Genomic DNA, 19,897 nt, shown 5'->3' on the forward strand with positions numbered 1-19,897 from the left:
TTCCATAAACTAAGAATTTTTAATTTGTATTCTTTTTCCTTCCAAATATTAATTTTGATAAAACTAAAGCTATAGCAGCAGCTATAAATCCAGTTGAAAATGAAAAATCAGTATAATATGGGAATGCTCCTTCCAAACACCCAACTAATACCAATATTATAAACATTACAATAAGTGAAGAATTTGTGAAGTATTCAGTATACCTTAATCTAGATCCTATTACAAATCCAAATACTAAACCAAAAATTATTGGACCTAAATTTATCATTCTTCTTCCTCCTTTTCCTCACTTAAAGATTTAAAACCTAAAAATACAATTACAATAGCAGTTAAACCAACAAATACCTTTAAACCTACCAATATATTGAAATAGGGTACAATTCCCGCATTTGTAACATCAGGATAATGGAATATGTTTACAATATTTGAGGGTACAATTGAATAGAAATCAGTACCTACATTGTATAGAAATGAACCTCCGAAATATAAACCAATAAGCCCAAGTACGATATAACCTAAAGCACCTATTGATTCAAAGGCAGTGATAAAATTCTCTGAAAGATTTATTGGAGAATCATCTAAACCAAATACCAATAAACAAAGTATAATTCCTCCAGCAATCATCGCTCCACCTTGGAATCCTCCTCCAGGAGTAATATGACCACCTAATATTGTCAATATTCCTGCACAGATAAAAATCAATGAGGCAGGCAAAACAAACATTTTAAGAATAGGACTGGTTTTTTTATTTGTCATCTTTACCCTCCTTAAGTCTTCCTTTACCAAATACTAAAAGAACAACCACAACTGCACATACCAATATTAAGGATTCACCTAATGTATCATAACCTCTCCAATCAAAAACAATTAAAGTAACCATATTAGGTTCTATTTGGGTTCCAAGGAAATTATAAACCTGACTAATTCCAGGTTGTATAACAGCTTTAATGTTATAAAATACATCCAATAATGAAATTGAAAATAATAGGGCTGCTACAGAAGCTACAATATTTCTAATAGAGTTTGACATTATATACCACCCCAATAAATTACACTTACAATAATTCCTAAAGCAATAATACAATAAAACATCATTTTATCCATTGAATCATCTTGCTCAGAGAATAATTTAATACTAATTGGTAGATTAGTGAAGATTAACACTATAAGTATTAAGATTATTATAGCGGTTAAAATCACACTAATATGTCTAAGTAACAATGCAGATAATAATACTGATGAGATCAGAATCAATTCTGCAGCTATAGCACCTGAAACATTCTCATTATTTAAATGATTATTAGAGAATTTATCTTTTAATGAATTTATGAAATCTTCATAAAAACTCATAGTAACCCTCCTATAAGTTCAGCAATAGGATTAGTAACTAATCCCGGATATAAACCTAAAACGATACAGATTATAAGTAACACTGCAACTGCAAACACCATAGATCGTGGAATTGTTTCATGTACAAATTCTAAATCAGTAGGTTGAGGTTTTAAATATATTGAATAGAAAGCCTTAACAAATACAAAGAACGTTGCAATACTTACAAGTATAGCTATTACAGAAATCTCAGGAAAACCTGAATTTAAAGCTGCTTCAATAATCATAAACTTACTTCTAAAACCATTAAATGGAGGTACTCCTGCCATTGCAAAACCACCAAGTAAGACCATAATCGCCATTGATTCATTTTTAGAAATTAATCCCCCTAACTTTCTAGTATTAGAGGTGTTAGTTAAATAAACTACTGCACCTAATCCTATGAATAATAATGCAGTTACGATTAATTCATTAATACCTTGGAACAGACCTGCAGTAATTGAAAATCTAGAACCTAATCCAAATCCTAAACCGACAAAACCCAATTCACCAACAGATAGATATGCTATCATTCTTCTAAAATCTGTTTGCATAACAGCCATTGAAACTCCTAAAACCATTGCCATAATGGAAATTAAAAGTACTGCCCCTTTAAATAGATTTAATTTTCCAAATATTCTAAACATTACAACTGCAAATGCAACTAAAGTTAATAAACTCATACCTTGAAGTACAGAGGCTGAATAAGGCTCAGCTTTACTGTAGATTGATGATTTTATTACATGGAATGGTGGAAAACCTGATGCATAAAGCCATCCAAAGAAAATTAATCCAAATGAGAATAATACTATAGGTCTTGTTTGTGGTGAGCGTATTAAACTAGTGTTAACAATATTTACAATATCAGTTATATTAACACTTCCAGCAATTGCAAGCAATATAGCAATTCCTAAGAGTAATATAGGACCTCCAATAGAACCAATTATCATGTATTTTAAAGCTGTTTCATAATTATCATCTGCTTTTGAAGCAATAATAATACCTGTTTGGATTAATGCGGCTATCTCAAAAAATACATACATGTTAAATAGATCATCAGACATCATCATTGCGGATACTGAAGCAGTACCCATAAATACTAAGAATAAAAATGGTCCTGATGCCCTCTTCTCAGAATTTAAATATGCAAATATTGATAAGAAAACCACAATTCCCATCATGAATATAAAAACCTTTGAAAGGGAAGTGAAGTTATATGTAATTGCAGGATGTAGATTATATAATCCTGTTGAGCTTATATAACTTGGTAAACCACTTATATTACTTAATGATAAAGGTTGATGACCACCGAAATAATGTAATCCATAGCCTGTAATTAAAGTTATAATTGGTAAAATAATTCCTACAATAAAAGCAATAACCTTTATCGTCTTATTGTTTTTTCCAAAGAGATTTAAAAGTAATGCTGCAATAATTGGAATAATTACAATCAAAGGGATCATTGCATTCATTCTTCATCACCCATATCAGTTTTATGATTTAAAATTTTACTAGTACTTAAACTACCATATTTTTTATAAAGAACCATAGCAAGTGCTAACATAACTGCTAAAGTACTAGCACCAATAACAATACTAGTTAATACTAAAGCCTGAGGCAATGGATATGCGGAATTTAAAGCAAACCAATTTGAATCCATACCAGGTAGGAAAATAGGAACAACTCCTCCTTCCTTGTAACCTAAACAAATTATAAAAAGATTTACACCCTCTTCAATGAAGGAAAGACCTACAATCTTTTTAATTAAATTATCAATCAATATTGCCGCAAAAAGTCCAATAATGATTAAAGCTCCCGCAGTTAATAAAGCTAATAATTGTGTGTCCACTCCAATCATTCATCATCAACCCTTTTAGTTTTTTTAACAGCTAAAGCCAAGAATACTGGAATAATTGCCCCTCCAACAATAGCTTGAGTTAAAGCTACATCTGGAGCCAATAATATTTGATATAAGAAAGCGATTCCTACACCTGAAACACCAGTTAAAATCGCCACTTTCAATAAATCTGTTTGAACCAAAGCTAAAACAGATGCTACCAAAGTAGTAATGATTACTAATATTATTATTATAAGCTCAAACATGTTCATTATCCTCATTTTTGTTATTAATTTTATCTTCACTGTTATAATAAGCATTAGCAATTGCATGAGAAACAAACGGAGCAACTAAGAAATATAATAAAGCTAATAATAATTGATTTAAACCTAAAAATGCAATGATACAAGCTATGTCCAATACACCGAAAATATGTAATCTAGCATAGTCAACATTTTTCATATCATCATCACTTAATCTGACAATACCAATAGCAGCAATAACAACCAAAATAGCTGCAATTAATAGAAGAATAGCTTGAATACACTGAATAATAAAAGACATTTTCTAAGTCCTCCCTGCTACAACTGCATAACCTATAGTACCAACAACCCCTAAGAATATAATTGCTAAAGATATATCTTTACAGAAATTAATTGAAAATATATCACCTACAATAACAAGAATAACTCCAGTACATAATGCAAAAGCAGAACATCCAATTAAAGTATCTGAAATACTCCTTCTTGCAGTTAATCTAAGAGCAACTAACATCATAAATAAGAGTGCTGCAATTAAAATATATTCTGAAATTAGTAGTATATTCATCAATATCACACATAAAATAATAATTCTATAAAAAAAGACATTATTCTAACATTTCCTTAATATATGGCTCAAAAGGAATAACATCTTTAACATCTCTTGGAGCTATAATCGCTACTTTAATTATTTGACTTTCAGGATCTAAATCTACTGATAAGGTACCTGGAGTTAATGAAATACTATTCGCTAAAATTGTTTGAGAAACAGTCCTTTCTAATTCCGTGTGAATATCAATTACAACTGGATCTATATCTTTGTTAAACACTCTTTTAGATACATCACAGGTAGCTTTTATAATTTCATAAATTAAATCCAAGAAATAAAGTATCCCGTAATAAACTCTTCTTAAAAACATGAAAAAAGCCCCAACTTTTAATAAATAAAATCTTTTCATGAAGATTATTAAACCACTCTTTTTGAAAATCTCATGAATACATTAAAATATATCATGATTATTTATTATAAATCTTTTCATTTAATTATCAATATAAAATCTAAAAATTTTAAATAAAATCAAAAAATATTAAAAAATATGTTAAAAATTAAAATTTTAATAAAAATAAACCAAAAAATAGAAAAATAAAATAAATAATGTTCAGAACATGAGATTATGAATTTTTATAATAAATAATGACAAATCATAATTTTTAAATAAAAAACTTATAAGAAGTAATAAAAAACCATTGTAAATTAATATTGCCAGCATCATTAGGATTATCAAAGAAACAATACCGAATTTTTTATAGAATTTTCTTCCAGATAAAGGATATAGAACCTTAACACCGGAAGATGTGAATGAATCCAATATTATGTGAGAAAATAAACCTATAACTATTGAAAATAAAAGGACATAATCATTTAAATAAATATTGGGAAATAGATAAAATAATCCTGAGAAAATCAAAATAGACGGTAAGACCAATCTGTGATTTAGGGAAAATATACTTAGCAATATTATAAAAACCAATATAGACAAGTAATAAGAGTATTGATAATTCCCAAATAAACCTAAAGACAATAGGATATTTGAGCCTAATTTTATTATTGAAAATATCAAAAAGCTCAAAATTACAATACCCAATAGGGAATGAGTAAAACCTCTATGTGAAGAAAAATAAAAGATTAAACCTAGAATACATAATAAAATCCCCAAGTAATAAGGTAGTTTAAGAATATACAATACAATGAAAATTAAAAGACCTGCGATAATCAGTTTATAAACATTATCTTTTCTGAATTTATGATCATTATCTGGAATATTTGAGCTAACTAAAGAGAGATAGATAGCCAAAGGATTTTGAAAAAACAATGATCCTAAAACAAGACCAAACAAACTATGTAATTTATAAGAAGACATAAAATAACCAAAATACAATTAACTAATTAATTAATAAGAATATTAAATTATATTTAAATATAAATTAACCTAGAGCATTTGAAAAGAAATAAATAATTAGATTATATTAAAAAAAGATAGAAATTTAAACATCTGAAGTAATGAACGTTTATAAGAATTTGGAGCCATAAAGCCAAATGGAGATACAACTTCACAGGTTACAGCAGGAATACCTATCTTATTACACTCATCCTCAAGTGCACCCTTATATAAAATTCCTGCATTATTATAGTTAATTAGTTGACATCCGACACTTGATGCAATATATTTACCTATTTCATAACTAAGCTTAGTCGGATGGGAAGATGAGAAAACTGATTCCCTACCTGGATTACTGTTTAGACTAGTGGAATGGAAATCACCGACAGCCTCAATATCTTCAGAACCAACTATGTTATAGATTATATTTGAAATAGAACCTTCATCAAGTGTGGATCTGTTTAAGTCAACACCATTAAAGGATCTTGAATTATTCATACTTGCATTAGGAGCCGCAAATGGGATTAAATAAACAGTACCATTAACCTCGTTTGACAATAAATAGTCGATTAGATACAAGCAAGCAAGTTGAGGAGGCAATTCATTACCATGTATACCTGCTACAATCATTACTTTAGGTCCACTATTACCTATCTTAATTAAAGGAGTGCCCTTAATAGCGATATTTAATAGATCTTTAAAGATATCGTTTTTAGGAATCTTATTATAGAGAACTTGATTAGCAGAGATATAACCTCCAGAATTAATACAGGAATCAAGTAAGCTAATATTGCACTTTAATGATTCAAGAATATTATAATAATTTTCTGAATAAACATCATCTGATTCCATTAGAAAAACTCCTAAAATAAAATAAAAATAAAGGGAATAAAACAAAAAACAATTTTTTTCCAAATAATAATTTCTAAAGAATATTATTTAAATTAACCTAAATGATTTTTTGTAATACAAAATCGTATAAAAATAATAAACAATAAGAATTTAGAAAATGAGTATAAAAACTATATTTATATAATAAATAAAATAAAACATATTATTAGTATGAAACTATTTTTTTAATTTATAAAAAATTTATTTCAAATTATTACTAAATCTTATAAATATAATATTAGGTGATTTTATGGAAAAAGTAGTTCTTGCATTCAGTGGAGGATTAGATACTACTGTATGTGTAAAATTATTAGAAGAAAAATATAATTACGAAGTTATTACTGCATGTGTCGATGTTGGACAACCTAGAGAAGAAATTGAAAAATCTCAAAACTCTGCAGATAAATTAAACAATAGTAAACACTATATTATTGATGCTAAGGAAGAATTTGCTAACGATTATATATCAAGAGGCATTAAAGCTAATGCAGAATATGAGGGTTATCCATTAAGTACTGCTCTTGCAAGACCTTTAATTGCTATGAAAATTATCGAGGTTGCTAAAAAAGAAGGAGCAACAGCAATTGCACATGGTTGTACTGGAAAAGGTAATGATCAATTTAGATTTGAAGCTATCATCAACTCAATGAGCGACTTAAAAGTTATTGCTCCTATCAGAGAATTAAACCTAACTAGAACTGAAGAGGTTGCATATGCTAAAAAACACAACCTTCCTTTAAAGAATGATAAAATCTACAGTATTGATATTAATATCTGGGGAAGATCCATTGAAGGAGGAGACCTTGAAGATCCATCAATTGAACCACCTGAGGAGATATATGAGTGGACCAAATCTCCTGAAGATGCATTAGACACACCTCAAAAAGTTGCAATTGAATTTGAAGAAGGAATACCTATTGCAATAAATGGGGAAATGATGCCTTTAGTAGACATTATTAGAAAAGCTAACGAAATAGCTGGAGCTTGTGGTGTTGGTAGAGTAGACAGTATTGAAAACAGAATGGTTGGATTTAAAAGTAGGGAAACCTATGAAGTACCTGGTGCAAAATTAATAATTGCTGCACATAAGGCTTTAGAAGAATTAGTTTTAACTGTAAGTGAATTAAGATTTGCTGAACTTATGAGTACCATATATGCTGATCTCGTCTACAGAGCTATGTGGCAAGAACCTTTAAGAGATGATCTTGACCAAGCAATTGATGAAATGCAAAGAAGGGTTAGTGGTAAAGTAGTTATGAAACTATATAAAGGTAATATTGAACCATTAACTAGAGAATCTCCATTCAGTTTACACAGTATTGAACAAATCACCTTTGAAGATAAGGAAAACGATCAAAAAGACTTTGAAGGTATGATTAAATACCATAATGTACAAGGTGCAAACTATCAAAAACTTAATATGTAGTTTTTACTACATTACCTTTTTTTGCTTTTTTTTAAATCTAGAATAAGATTACATAATATTTTTTACTTAAAACATTAAATGAATTCTTTATTTTAATTAATCTAATTATTCAATGAATCTTTAAGATTATCCATATATAATAAAACATTCAAAACCTCAAAGATTTGATTAAACTTTTCTTAGATATTTAAATAATAATTAGAAATATCCAATATAATCCAGATCTAATAAATTTAGATATCTAACTAAAAATCAGAGATATTTAACTAGATTCTAAGAGCCTATTAAACCATTTTTTTAATTATAAGATTAAATAACTATCCACATAAAACAGTTTATATCTTAAGAATAATACCATCCTTAAAGCTTTTTTAAACATGAAAAAACTTAATAGTTCCGATGATATAAAGAAATACAATTAATGTTAAGGTTGATTTAAAATGAGTCCTAATGAAAAAATTGATAAATTAAAGGAAATAGTTGATAATTCAAATAATATTGTATTTTTTGGTGGAGCGGGAGTGTCAACTGAAAGTGGAATACTTGATTTTAGAAGCAATAACGGAATATATAATACCGAAACAGAATATGGCGCATCACCAGAAGAGATAATATCACACAGTTATTTTATTAAAAATCCAGAAAAATTCTATGATTATTACAGGAAAAATCTAATTTTTCAGGATGCAAAACCAAACAATTGCCATATAGGACTTAAAAAACTAGAAGATTTAGGCAAATTGCAGGCAATTATTACCCAGAACATTGACGGCCTACATCAAAAAGCAGGTAGTGAAAATGTGTTGGAACTTCATGGAAGCATATATAGAAACTTCTGCATGAAATGTGGAAGACCATATCTAATTGACGATGTTGTAAACTGTGAAGGTATTCCAAGATGTAAATGTGGTGGAATGATTAAACCCGATGTAGTATTATATGAGGAACCTTTGAATCAGGTCATATTAAGCTTTGCAGTTGACTATATTAGCACATGTGACACATTAATTGTTGGCGGAACCTCCCTAGTAGTAAATCCCGCTGCAACATTGATACAATATTTTAAAGGAAAGGATTTAGTTATAATAAATAAGGATGAAACCCCTTATGATAGTCAGGCAGATGTTTTGATAAACGATAATATAGGAGACGTCTTTAAAGAGCTAATGGATTTATAATATTAGATGAATCTAAAACAAATACCACTTAATAAACAATTTATTTTTTATTAAAACCAGAACTATTTTTTTAAAGTAAAATCCAATGATTTTCCTTCAAGCTCCACTTTATCCAGACCATTATGAGATTTATAAACCAATATCTCGACACCTTTCTCATATGCCTCATTTAAGTTTCCTGCAAAATCAGGATCATTTTCCCAATTAGGTCTAAAGTAATCTGTTGCAGGATGTTGAATTAAAAAGAAGACGACTGTTCTATGACCTTCCTCCTTGAGTTTAATTAACTCTTTTAAATGTTTGCTACCCCTTTCCGTTGGTGCATCTGGAAATTGTGCCAAACCGTCTTTAATTAGAGTTACACCTTTTACTTCACAGTAACAATCTTCCATTATCTCTCCATTGTCTTCCTTTCCCAGATAGATATCAATTCTTGAATTATCAATTGTTTTTTCCCTTTCAATAATATTATATCCTTTAAGTTCTTTGACTTTTCCAGATTTAATGCCTTCAAAAACAACCCTATTTGCATCCTGGGAATATAATGACACTAATTCCCCCTTATTCTCAACAAATATTAAGGAGTATTTTGTTTTTCTTTTGGGATTATTGCTTGGAAGCAAGTATACTGTAACCCCCTCTATTAACAATTCCTTACACCTTCCGGTATTTGGAACATGGGCTTTAACATTATCACCGTCAATTTCACATATAGCAATAAAACGATTAGGCCTACTTTTAAATATAGCTTTTTTAAAATCAGACATCATACCACTTAAAAAAAATAATAAAATTATTTAATAATATTTGCCATTAATGCACCTAAATACTGAATAATGTCTGTTGCGGAAAATCCATAACCCTGTTTATTCATAGCTAAATCTCCAGCACGACCGTTAAGATAAACTGCAAGGGAACCAGCATCAAAACTATTTAATCCCTGAGCAAGTAAACTTGTTGAAATACCAGATAATGCATCCCCGGTACCTCCAACAGTCATGCCAGGATTACCTGTTTTATTGATTTTAAACCTATTACCCTGCATTATCAAATCATATTTACCTTTTAAAACAACGGTACCCTTAATGTTTTTAGCAATTGATTGAAGTGTTTCAATTTGTTCGTTGATTAAATCATAATCTAATGGTTCTGTTAATGGTTTAATATTATCTCCACTTATGGAACTTTGTTCAATAGCTGATTTGAAGAAAGACTTAAATTCAAATAAATGAGGGGTTACAATTAAATCCTCCCTATTTTTAATTAAAGACAAATCAACTAATTTAAGAGCATCTGCATCTAAGACAATTGGTTTTTTGATTTTATGAACTAAAACATTAAATAGTTTACCGGTTTCATCATTTATTGTAGCTCCAGGACCTAATAAAACTGAATCAACCTCATCTGATAATTCAAGTATACTATCCAAATTGTCCAGATTTAAATAATCACCATTTAAACCTTTTACAATAAGATTTGGAGACATTGATTTAATGGCTAAACTTGCAGACTCTGGACATGCAACATAAACCAAATCAGCACCAGAGGATATGGCACTCATACCTGCAATGGCGGGGGCACCAGAATAATCCTTACTTCCACCGACAATTAAAACCTTACCATTAAGACCTTTATGGGAATTTAAACCCCTTTTATTTATTTTAATTAAATCCCCATAACCAACAAATAATTCCGCTTCCATAGGTATACCTATATCACAGGTAACCAGATTACCTACCTTATCTTCCCCTGCTATTTTAACACCTGTTTTAATCCTATGGAAAGTAATTGTATAATCCGGCATAAATGCAATATCGGATACCTCCCCGGTTAAGGGATCTAAACCGGAAGGTACATCAACAGCAACCTTAAGATTACCTACCTCATTCATTATTTCAATGGCTTTTCTTGCCTTAGGCCTAAGTTTACCTTTAATACCTGTGCCTAAGATGCCGTCCACTATAACATATTCCCCATGAAATTCAATGTCATCAAAGTCGGAAAGATCATTAATATAATTGATTGATAGACGGGAAATTCTAGGTACCATATTTAATAAAACATCGAAATTAGCCTTGGCATCCTTAGATTTAATATTGTCTGCAGTATATAATGAATAGATTTCAACTGTAAAACCTCTGTTTAAAAGATAACGTGCTGCAACAAAACAATCACCACCATTACCTCCAGAGCCAGTGAACAATGCCACCTTGACAGGATGTGAAAATTTATATGTGATTATCTTTGAAATCTCATCTGATAATGATTTACCTGCAGATTCCATTAAACATAACCTGCTTAAACCTAAACACTCACAATTTAAATCTGTTGCATTCATATCAATTGGATCCATAATAACACCTGAAAAATAAATTTATTTAAAATGAAAAATTAATCCTCATTTGACTTATATAAATAATTAATAGAAATATATATTATTAGAATATTAAATATTTTAATATATTAAATGTAAAAAACACCAGGAAAAAAATAAGGTTTAGGTGTCTGGATTTGAGTTTAGAAAATAATGATGATAATTTCGCAATAATTCGCGAAAATCTTACAATAACCGGAATATTAATAATAATCATATTGTTTACCTATGGTATAATAGGCTCAATGTTAATTATGCACCTAAATCTTGTAGATTCTATTTACTTTACAATAATAACAATCGCAACTGTAGGATATGGTGATATTTCTCCAGTGACACCTCTACAGAAAATATTTGTTATTACCTTAGCTTTAACAGGTATAGGGCTTATTGCTTATATATTTAGTGCTATTATAGAAAATGTTTCAATGAAGATTGATAGACTTAGAAGTGGTTCAAAGATGAAAAGGAAATTAGAAAGTATGGAAGACCACTATGTTTTATGTGGATATGGACGTGTAGGCTCCGTTGTTTTAAAGGAACTTATTCAAAGGAAACAGAAAGTGATAGTAGTAGATAACAATAAAGAGAAGATTGAAAAATTAAATGATGATGAGACAATCCAATCCAACGATAATGTTTTAACATTATATGGAGATGCAACCGATTTAGACATAATGAAAAAGTTTAGAATCAAACATTCTAATGGATTGATTCTAACAACAGGTAGTGATGTAAATAATTTATTTATTGTATTGAGCATTAAAGAGGAATCTCCCGAGACATGGATTGTATCAAGGGCAAGTAAACAGGAGAATATCCGAAGACTATATAATGCTGGTGCAAATAAGGTTATTTCTCCAGAATTCACTGGAGGGGTTGAACTTTTCCTCGCATCTGTTAAACCTCATCTTGTAAGAATCACCTATACGTTAAACCCTGAAAATATTAAAAATGAAATAGAGACCATCCTGAATCATGGATGTACAATTGAAAGTATAGAATACCATTTTCAAGGAATAAAAAAACCCTTTACAAGAGATGTTGGTTTTAAAACCACCGAAGATGTTGAGGAATATTGGAAAGAAAACCATATAGAAAGTTCAAACAATTCACTAACACAGTTATTTAGAGTTAATGAAGCAATTGAATCTCATTTAATTAGTGGCCCAAGCCAAAAAATTATAGATGAGGTTATTAAAAAATTAAAAGATAACAATTCCCTTATTGGAGTTAATATGACTGACGAGGAAATATTTGTCTACAATAATCAAAGAGTAAATGAGATATTATCTGGGGAATAATTCTAAAAAAAAAACAAACAAATTATAAAACATCTCTAAATTTAATAATTGCATATTTAAGGATTTCCACTAAAATTAGATTTATTCCATCTATTTAATCCTTAATGCAATTATAACTAACTAAACTATTTTTAATAAAATTAGATATTTATTATAGATTAAATTTAAAAATGGACTATTTTAATAAAACTCGAAAAATAAGTAAGTTCCATAAAATCAATTAACTCTTTAAATAAAACTCAATAAAAAAAATAACAAACCTACAAAAATCAACTACTTCTAAATAAAACACAAAAAAGGACAATTTATAAAATTAAATAAAAATAGCCAGTGAAAACTCAAAAAAAGCAATAATATAAAAAAAATAGTTATAGGAATAACTATTTTATAATTCTTTTAAATGGAAATGGTATGGACCTAAATCTCCACCATAGTTACCAGCACCAATTCTTAAAACACCGGAAACTTGGCAAGCAGCTTCAATACCTGCTTTCATAGCAGCACTTACAGATTCTTCATCAAGACCATCAATAACGATTTCCATCATACCAAATACATTATCTGGTAATTCTGTTTCTACTTTATCTTTTAAGGTTACACAAACTTTTTCATTGGTAGATGCATTCATAAATTTGTATTTGGAACCAACTTTAGAACCTGAAGCAACCATACCACCTGGGAATGGAGTGATTACACCAGGTACAGATTTAATAGCATCAGCAGCAGCTTCAGCAGCAGTTACAGCTGAAAGTTGACTATCTGCCATGATAAAGAAGTTTCCTCCAGCTACTCCTTCTTTCCATCCCATAGTATCTTCTACTAAGAAATCTCCAGACATGATAGGAATACTTTGCATTTTTCTTCCATTTACTTCTACTTCGGTTTCATATCCGTCACCAAAGAATCTAAGTTTGTTTCCAGTTTTGAAACTATCCTCGGAATCGAGCGCATTAAATGCTGCTGCGGTAGGAGCAGTTAAAACACATTGACCAATCCTTTCCATAAGTTCATTATCTAATGATTTTTTAGACATGTGACAGATCATTATTGCAAAACCAGGTCTTCCATCAGGAGTTTCTGTTGGAGGTACGTAATGATCAATACCTGCCTCAGCAGGACAACCAATAACAGAAGTTCCATAACCTGTTGCTTCAGTAGCTGCAATCTCAGCTAAATGTTTAGTTGCAGCAGTAATAATCATTCTTGAAACCTTTATTCCGAAACCTTCAGCGAAAGTATCAACTATTTCTACACCATTATTTTCCATTATTTCACCTAAAATTAATTTAAGATAATATAATCTTATACATTTTAATTTATTTAAATAATAAAATAAAGTTTTCTATTTAATATTTATAAAAATTATAAAGTAAATCTAATGGATTTATTTAAATTAAGAAATCAAAAAAGAGCATTATTCCTAAAATCAAGAAAAAAATCAATTAAAAAGATAGAAATAAACCAGATATTTAAGAGGCTCTAAAAATTAATGAAAATCAAGTAAAAAAATAGAAAATAAAATAACTATTTAAAAAATTCGAAAAATTAATAGAAAATAGGCGAATAACAAAAAAATTGATTAAAATTTAATAAAGTTATTTGGTCATTTTATTCAATTTTTTAATATTATCAACCGCATCATCAAATTCTTTTGTGTTATCCTTTTCATTGTCTTTAGGACCGGTTATATTTTCCAAAACATTTACTCCATAATAAGGAATAGTCAGTAAACCTAAAAAGGTGGTCATCCAATAGGATATTAATCTTTCAATAACTGTTGCCGCAGCACTGATTCCGGATGGTATTCCTGCACTTGCAAAGAACAATATCATGGTACCGTCAATAAGTCCAATTCCTCCCGGTAAAAATGGAATAAAACCAACTAATACAGATATTATAAATACCTCGGCAATAATGATTGGAGAAACCGGATAACCAAATGCCATGAAAATTAAAACTACACGGGAAATCTCAACCATCCATATTAAAAAAGATATAGGCAATGCATAATACATAAGATCTTTGTCAGATAACATCACCTTCATAGTTTCCTGAAAACCATTAACTGCACTTACAAGCCTCTTTTCCCTTTGCTCGGTATCTTTCTTAGAAAATTTATGAAGTAACCATACAAGACCACCAATCACCTTCTGTCCAAAACCTTCATTTATAGACATATAAACGATAGCTGCAACTGCCAAAATAACTGCAACAACCGCTATAATCAAAATAGCTATAATAGTTAAATCCAGATTGAAATTTAAAATAACAGAAATTATGGTGAGAATTGCAAGTACAATAAAAGGAAATGTATCCATGGCCCTATCGGCAATTACTGTTGCAAAAGTTTCTTCAAAAGGAATATTCACTTCCTTAGTTAAAACATAAGCTCTTACAGGCTCTCCTCCACCACGTCCACTGGGAGTGATATTGTTTACTGAAAGACTCAACATGATCATAGGCAATAATTTCCATAAACTGACTTTAATATCTGCAAGACCATTAATAACATACCACCTTAATGCAAATAAGAAATAAACTACAAATTCCAATAATATGGCAAGTAAAACATACCATAAATTAGCTGCAGATAAAGCATATACAATTTGGTCAATACCAATGAAGTATAACATGATTACCATAATTATTAAACCAAATATAATAAGTAATGAAGTCTTATGTTTCATCATATCCCTTTTAATAAAAAAGTCCATTATAAAGAACAACTAAATTCTTAAAAATCCATAAATTTGTATTTAGTTTATATTTATTAAAATATATATAAATAATTTATTTAACAAAATATAAATGTTAAATTACTAAATCATATTGTAAGGGACATTTTATTATACATAGTTTGAGAAGTTATAATAATGAAATTTGTAAACAAGAAAGACATAAAGATCATAAGCCATTATCTTGGAAGGGTAATGCAAGCATTAGGTGCGGCGTTTCTAGTTCCAATTATTATTTCCATTCTTTACTTAGAAACCAACTGTATAATAGGTTTTGCAATAACAAGTGCTTTATCATTGATAATGGGGACCTCACTTAATAAAGCATTTAAAGATACCGACAATATTAGGTTAAAACATGCAATGGCTGTTTCTGCACTTGCTTGGCTATGGGCCAGTATCTTAGGGGCAATTGCAATGAAACTTATTTTAAACTTCCCATTGATCAATGGTTTATTTGAAAATATGTCAACCTGGACAGGTACAGGACTTACAATGTTTACAAATGTTGAGGTTTTACCTAAATCAATACAGTTTTTAAGAAGTTTTGAAGGATGGCTTGGAGGTTTAGGAGTTGTAATTATTGGAATAGGAGTACTTATACGTTCCGGTACTGCAGCGGCTAAACTTTATAAATCCGAAGCTAGAGACGAAAGGATAAAACCTAGTATTGTTAACACAATGCAAAAAACCATTGAAATATATGTAATTTATACTATTTTTGGAGTCGTATTATATCTTTTAGCAGGATTACCTCCATTTGATGCAATTAACCTTTGTTTTGCAATGATCTGTACCGGCGGAATGTCAATAAAAAATGCCAATATAGGATTTTACAACAATGAGATCATATATATTATAAGTATGATCATAATGATTCTTGGAAGTATAAGTTTTCCGGTTCATTATAAAGTATTTAAAACAAAAGGAAAAGCTATTCTTGACGATGTTCAATTTAAGGTTATTATATTATTAATAGTAGTATGTACAACCCTTATATTCTTCTCATGCAAGATTCTTCCAACAGATGCATTATTCATGGTAATATCTGCAACAACCTCAACTGGTGCAAATTGTATATCTTCAAATCAAATGATGGGATGGAATAGTGTTGGGATTATTATACTATTACTGTTAATGTTCATAGGAGGTTCAAGTGGATCCACATCAGGTGGTATTAAGGTAATTCGTATACTAACTACAATTAAAGGTTTTGAAAAAACCATTATGGAAATCTTATCTCCTGAAGGTAGAATCTTTAAATTGAAAATACAGAACAAAGAGATAACTGACAGAAACGTTAAAGAATCAAGTTCTTACATAGTAATAGCTGCAACACTAATTTTAATAAGTTGGATAATCCTTATTGCAAATGGATACAATGGATTAGACAGTTTATTTGATGTGATATCCGCATGTGGCAATAGCGGATTAAGCTCAGGAGTTACAGGTCCAGATATGCCCATAATAGTAAAGTTAACCCTTACATTTGACATGTGGCTTGGAAGATTAGAAATCATACCTGTATTGGTAATGTTAAGAGGAACATTAGAACTATTTAAACCAAGCAAAAAACAAAGACAATTCATCAACAACATTATTAGTAAAGTTAATCCATATTCTAAAAAAATATAATTAATTTTACAAATAACTTTTTTTATTATTAAATGAATAAAAATTAATCATTAACTATGTTTTAATTATGAATTTAATTTATAATCCGTTAAATTAAAACTAAAGATTAATATTAAATCATGAACTAAAATAAAGAGACGAAGAGTACATAAAGTATAGAAATAGAAATGTTTTATATAATTTCAATTAAAACCTGGTTTTAATAAAACAATAAATCAAGTTTAAAATAAATCACTATTTTTAGAAAAAAATTTAATAAAAATTATTTATATCATAAATATAAATAGAATAATATTTATCAATGAACTATTAAATTTTAATTATCATTTTAATAGATAATAAATAATAAATAATTAATACAGGGTGGTTTAATGTATGCTGTTATTATGGGAGGAGGACGTGTAGGTCTTTCCTTAGCATCTTTGCTTATTGAAGATGGATATGATATTACACTTATTGAAAATAATGAAGTATTATCCAATAATGCATCAGTTGAATTAGACGCATTAGTGATTTGTGGAAGTGGAACTGACACAAAAATATTAGAAGAAGCAAATATTCAAGATGCAGATTTCTTTGTTGCAACAACAGGTAATGATGAAACAAATTTATTAAGTTGCATATTAGTAAGAGAATATGGAATTCCTAAAATTATAGCACGTGTAAGTAATACAGATCACGAAGAGGCATTTAAAAAAGTAGGAATCGATGAGGTAATTAACCCTGAAAGAACAGCTGCAGGTTATCTTGAAAAGATTATCACAAGACCTAATGTTGCAGATTTAACGGCATTTGGTCAGGGAGATGCTGAAATATTAGATATGATTATTACAAACAATAAAATAATTGGTAAACAAATCTATGAAGTTTCTCCAGATGACGATTATATTATCATTGCAACATATGAAAATGGAAGATTAGAAATCCCAAAACAAGATGATATTTTAACTAAGGGAGAGAAAATATCTATTCTTGTAAAAAGAGATGCATTAAAGAAAACAGAAAAGAAATTTGAATAAAATCAAATATCCTATCTTTCACCATTTTTAAAATAAAAATAAAAATAATAATTTTTATTAATTAAAATTATTATAACAATAATTCTATTTTTACAATTTTTATAATATTTTAAATAAAAAATTATTTTAATTGATTCAATTTATATTCTTAAGAGACTATTTTTTTACAATTCCATGATTTTAAATAAAATTAACTGATAATACTATTTTTAGAATTTATAATGTTTAATGAAACAGTTATTTTCCTATTATTTTGAAATTATCAGATAGAATCCCTTAAATTTAAATAAATTACAAGATAATAAACCAATTCTATAATTAAAACAAGAAAGATTAACTAAATTTAAAAGTAGAATATAAAATTATCAGAAATAGACAATAAAAAGACTTTAAATAGAACTATAACATAAGAACATGTATTAAAAAAAGTTTTTATATAAAAGTGGGGTCACAGGGATTTGAACCCCGATCCTAGGATTTCTCTTGTCTCAGTACTCCAATTGATCATCATTCTGTATCAATTAATACTGTCAGACTACGCGTTAATTTTCTTCAAAGACAACTGGAGTCCCAGATGATGCCAGGTTACACTATAACCCCATATGAAAAAATTTGTAATAAAATATATTACAACAATAAATAGTTTGTACAATATTATATTTAAATGTTTTTGTAAAATTAAAATTATTCAAATTTAACCTGTTTATCGATATGAGTTATCTCATCTATTTCCAAACCAAACTCAAGAGCATAATTTTTTTCTACCTTATAATTATTGCTTTTAGTTCTTTGGATATTCTCTGGACTCAAAAACAGCCATTTAGTATATTTAAACTTTACACCTAAATAAGGACTTGCTCCAAATATATTGGAAAATTCCTCTAATGCTTCAATTTGAGGACTATCCACATATATCTTATCTTTAACAGTGGTTTTAACCTCAATTGCAAGATAAATCTTACCGTTTCCAGCAATAACATCCGGCAAGGGTTTCTTTGTAGCACCACCTGATGCCGGAGCCCTCATTGCCGCAAAATTTCTATCCCACAATTTATGTACCAAATCTCTTTCTTCTGCAGAACCTTTCTTAGGCATACTATAACCAAATAAATTTAATTATAAAATAATATATTTTTCAAACTTAAAAACCTTTAAAATTTTTAAAACAATACTCGAAAAATAACAAAATAATCTATAAAGTAAAATATCAAAAAAAGCAATTTTAATCATGGGGCCGGGGCCGAGATTTGAACCCGAGTCGCAGGATCCACAGTCCCGTAGGATGACCGCCTACCCTACCCCGGCATTGAAAAAATAAATACATATTAAAGTTAGATTAATGCGGGAGCAGGGATTCGAACCCTGGTAGACCTGCGTCAACAGGTCCTAAGCCTGTCCCCTTTGGCCGCTCGGGCACCCCCGCCTCGGAATAAGAAGACAATCCCTTTAAAAATCAACTAAAATAAAAATGCTCCGTTCGGGATTCGAACCCGAGTCTCCGGCTCGAAAGGCCAGAATGATTGGCCGGACTACACCAACGGAGCATACGAATTAAAACATAGTAAAGAAATTGTAATGGGCCCAATGGGGTTCGAACCCATGACCTTCCGGTTATGAGCCGGACGCTCTACCTGGCTAAGCTATGGGCCCATAAGCGCCATCGACAGGGCTCGAACCTGTGACCAATCGGTTAACAGCCGAACGCTCTACCTACTGAGCTACGATGGCATATAAAAAACCCAGCTCAACCAAGTATTTTACAAACACCAGGTTTTTAATAAAACCCATGTTTAAAATTACAATAACTTTAAACAGCATTATTATATTTGTTAAGATAGTATATAAAGCTTTCGTTTTTCACAAGGAATTTTTGAAAAAATGAAATCAATAATACTATATTAACATTAGAAATCATAGTATTTAAATGTTA

The 19,897-nt window shown here is 29.4% G+C and carries 22 protein-coding genes and 6 tRNA genes; 5 read left to right on the forward strand and 23 right to left on the reverse strand.

From position 1 onward, the window contains the following. Window positions 1–19 precede the first annotated feature (19 nt). The 12 genes from ABM4_RS07865 to ABM4_RS07915 all read right to left on the reverse strand — a co-directional run bounded on the left by ABM4_RS07865 (window position 20) and on the right by ABM4_RS07915 (window position 6,257). Entirely contained in the window at window positions 20–268 is a 249-nt protein-coding gene (locus ABM4_RS07865) for a hypothetical protein (RefSeq protein ID WP_016359147.1), read from the reverse strand. After that, complete coding sequence (locus ABM4_RS07870) at window positions 265–756, reverse strand: MnhB domain-containing protein (protein ID WP_016359148.1); 492 nt, start codon at window positions 754–756, stop codon at window positions 265–267. Before ABM4_RS07870 ends, ABM4_RS07865 begins: the two co-directional genes overlap by 4 nt. Then, complete coding sequence (locus tag ABM4_RS07875; protein ID WP_016359149.1) at window positions 746–1,030, reverse strand: energy-converting hydrogenase B subunit H EhbH; 285 nt, start codon at window positions 1,028–1,030, stop codon at window positions 746–748. Before ABM4_RS07875 ends, ABM4_RS07870 begins: the two co-directional genes overlap by 11 nt. Beyond that, window positions 1,030–1,350, reverse strand: a complete 321-nt coding sequence (locus ABM4_RS07880; RefSeq protein WP_016359150.1) for a hypothetical protein — start codon at window positions 1,348–1,350, stop codon at window positions 1,030–1,032. The genes ABM4_RS07875 and ABM4_RS07880 overlap by 1 nt, the downstream gene beginning before the upstream one ends. Next, complete coding sequence (ehbF, locus tag ABM4_RS07885) at window positions 1,347–2,840, reverse strand: energy conserving hydrogenase EhbF (protein WP_016359151.1); 1,494 nt, start codon at window positions 2,838–2,840, stop codon at window positions 1,347–1,349. The genes ABM4_RS07880 and ehbF overlap by 4 nt, the downstream gene beginning before the upstream one ends. Continuing rightward, window positions 2,837–3,226 (reverse strand): cation:proton antiporter subunit C, encoded by a 390-nt coding sequence (locus tag ABM4_RS07890; RefSeq protein ID WP_016359152.1) that lies wholly within the window; start codon window positions 3,224–3,226, stop codon window positions 2,837–2,839. The genes ehbF and ABM4_RS07890 overlap by 4 nt, the downstream gene beginning before the upstream one ends. Then, complete coding sequence (locus tag ABM4_RS07895; RefSeq protein ID WP_016359153.1) at window positions 3,223–3,471, reverse strand: DUF4040 domain-containing protein; 249 nt, start codon at window positions 3,469–3,471, stop codon at window positions 3,223–3,225. Before ABM4_RS07895 ends, ABM4_RS07890 begins: the two co-directional genes overlap by 4 nt. Next, entirely contained in the window at window positions 3,464–3,769 is a 306-nt protein-coding gene (locus ABM4_RS07900) for an energy-converting hydrogenase B subunit C EhbC (RefSeq protein WP_016359154.1), read from the reverse strand. Before ABM4_RS07900 ends, ABM4_RS07895 begins: the two co-directional genes overlap by 8 nt. Before the next feature lie 3 nt (window positions 3,770–3,772). After that, on the reverse strand, window positions 3,773–4,033 hold the full coding sequence (locus ABM4_RS07905) for an energy-converting hydrogenase B subunit B EhbB (RefSeq protein ID WP_016359155.1): 261 nt from the start codon (window positions 4,031–4,033) through the stop codon (window positions 3,773–3,775). Window positions 4,034–4,073: 40 nt separating this feature from the next. After that, a complete protein-coding gene (locus ABM4_RS07910) occupies window positions 4,074–4,424 on the reverse strand; it encodes a monovalent cation/H+ antiporter subunit E (protein WP_016359156.1) in 351 nt (116 codons plus the stop codon). A gap of 201 nt (window positions 4,425–4,625) precedes the next feature. After that, the gene (locus ABM4_RS09185; protein ID WP_016359157.1) at window positions 4,626–5,387 is read right to left on the reverse strand and encodes a metal-dependent hydrolase; all 762 of its coding nucleotides are present in this window, start codon (window positions 5,385–5,387) and stop codon (window positions 4,626–4,628) included. A 96-nt stretch (window positions 5,388–5,483) separates the two neighbouring features. Beyond that, the gene (locus ABM4_RS07915; protein ID WP_016359158.1) at window positions 5,484–6,257 is read right to left on the reverse strand and encodes a succinylglutamate desuccinylase/aspartoacylase family protein; all 774 of its coding nucleotides are present in this window, start codon (window positions 6,255–6,257) and stop codon (window positions 5,484–5,486) included. A gap of 289 nt (window positions 6,258–6,546) precedes the next feature. Here ABM4_RS07915 and ABM4_RS07920 point away from each other — a divergent pair, with 289 nt between their 5' ends. Beyond that, the gene (locus ABM4_RS07920; RefSeq protein ID WP_016359159.1) at window positions 6,547–7,722 is read left to right on the forward strand and encodes an argininosuccinate synthase; all 1,176 of its coding nucleotides are present in this window, start codon (window positions 6,547–6,549) and stop codon (window positions 7,720–7,722) included. 440 nt (window positions 7,723–8,162) lie between these two features. Further along, window positions 8,163–8,900, forward strand: a complete 738-nt coding sequence (locus ABM4_RS07925) for an NAD-dependent protein deacylase (RefSeq protein WP_016359160.1) — start codon at window positions 8,163–8,165, stop codon at window positions 8,898–8,900. A gap of 62 nt (window positions 8,901–8,962) precedes the next feature. Here the strand turns inward: ABM4_RS07925 and sfsA are convergent, their stop codons facing one another. Together sfsA and ABM4_RS07935 are read right to left on the reverse strand one after the other, a co-directional pair. After that, window positions 8,963–9,670 carry a DNA/RNA nuclease SfsA gene (gene sfsA / locus ABM4_RS07930; RefSeq protein WP_016359161.1) on the reverse strand — a complete coding sequence of 236 codons (708 nt, stop codon included), beginning with the start codon at window positions 9,668–9,670 and terminating at the stop codon, window positions 8,963–8,965. A 23-nt stretch (window positions 9,671–9,693) separates the two neighbouring features. Beyond that, window positions 9,694–11,253 (reverse strand): bifunctional ADP-dependent NAD(P)H-hydrate dehydratase/NAD(P)H-hydrate epimerase, encoded by a 1,560-nt coding sequence (locus ABM4_RS07935; protein ID WP_016359162.1) that lies wholly within the window; start codon window positions 11,251–11,253, stop codon window positions 9,694–9,696. 158 nt (window positions 11,254–11,411) lie between these two features. Between ABM4_RS07935 and ABM4_RS07940 the strand changes: the two genes are divergently transcribed. Then, complete coding sequence (locus ABM4_RS07940; RefSeq protein ID WP_016359163.1) at window positions 11,412–12,578, forward strand: NAD-binding protein; 1,167 nt, start codon at window positions 11,412–11,414, stop codon at window positions 12,576–12,578. A 385-nt stretch (window positions 12,579–12,963) separates the two neighbouring features. Here the strand turns inward: ABM4_RS07940 and fhcD are convergent, their stop codons facing one another. Continuing rightward, the gene (gene fhcD / locus ABM4_RS07945; RefSeq protein WP_016359164.1) at window positions 12,964–13,845 is read right to left on the reverse strand and encodes a formylmethanofuran--tetrahydromethanopterin N-formyltransferase; all 882 of its coding nucleotides are present in this window, start codon (window positions 13,843–13,845) and stop codon (window positions 12,964–12,966) included. Between the two features lie 328 nt (window positions 13,846–14,173). After that, entirely contained in the window at window positions 14,174–15,265 is a 1,092-nt protein-coding gene (locus ABM4_RS07950; RefSeq protein ID WP_048200922.1) for a UPF0104 family protein, read from the reverse strand. Window positions 15,266–15,451: 186 nt separating this feature from the next. Between ABM4_RS07950 and ABM4_RS07955 the strand changes: the two genes are divergently transcribed. Together ABM4_RS07955 and ABM4_RS07960 are read left to right on the forward strand one after the other, a co-directional pair. Further along, window positions 15,452–16,948 (forward strand): TrkH family potassium uptake protein, encoded by a 1,497-nt coding sequence (locus ABM4_RS07955; protein WP_048200924.1) that lies wholly within the window; start codon window positions 15,452–15,454, stop codon window positions 16,946–16,948. A 371-nt stretch (window positions 16,949–17,319) separates the two neighbouring features. After that, complete coding sequence (locus ABM4_RS07960; RefSeq protein WP_016359167.1) at window positions 17,320–17,967, forward strand: TrkA family potassium uptake protein; 648 nt, start codon at window positions 17,320–17,322, stop codon at window positions 17,965–17,967. Between the two features lie 443 nt (window positions 17,968–18,410). Here the strand turns inward: ABM4_RS07960 and ABM4_RS07965 are convergent. From ABM4_RS07965 to ABM4_RS07995, 7 genes are all read right to left on the reverse strand, one after another. After that, window positions 18,411–18,567, reverse strand: a tRNA-Trp gene (locus ABM4_RS07965). 84 nt (window positions 18,568–18,651) lie between these two features. Then, window positions 18,652–19,062 carry a Holliday junction resolvase Hjc gene (gene hjc / locus ABM4_RS07970; protein WP_016359168.1) on the reverse strand — a complete coding sequence of 137 codons (411 nt, stop codon included), beginning with the start codon at window positions 19,060–19,062 and terminating at the stop codon, window positions 18,652–18,654. A 134-nt stretch (window positions 19,063–19,196) separates the two neighbouring features. Beyond that, window positions 19,197–19,272: transfer RNA gene (locus ABM4_RS07975), tRNA-His, on the reverse strand. Between the two features lie 35 nt (window positions 19,273–19,307). Next, window positions 19,308–19,390, reverse strand: a tRNA-Leu gene (locus ABM4_RS07980). A 46-nt stretch (window positions 19,391–19,436) separates the two neighbouring features. Further along, window positions 19,437–19,511, reverse strand: a tRNA-Glu gene (locus ABM4_RS07985). 32 nt (window positions 19,512–19,543) lie between these two features. After that, window positions 19,544–19,617 (reverse strand) — tRNA-Ile (locus tag ABM4_RS07990). 5 nt (window positions 19,618–19,622) lie between these two features. Continuing rightward, window positions 19,623–19,695: transfer RNA gene (locus ABM4_RS07995), tRNA-Asn, on the reverse strand. Window positions 19,696–19,897: the final 202 nt, after the last annotated feature.

It is taken from the genome of Methanobrevibacter sp. AbM4, assembly GCF_000404165.1.
GTDB classification, from domain to species: Archaea; Methanobacteriota; Methanobacteria; order Methanobacteriales; family Methanobacteriaceae; genus Methanarmilla; species Methanarmilla boviskoreani.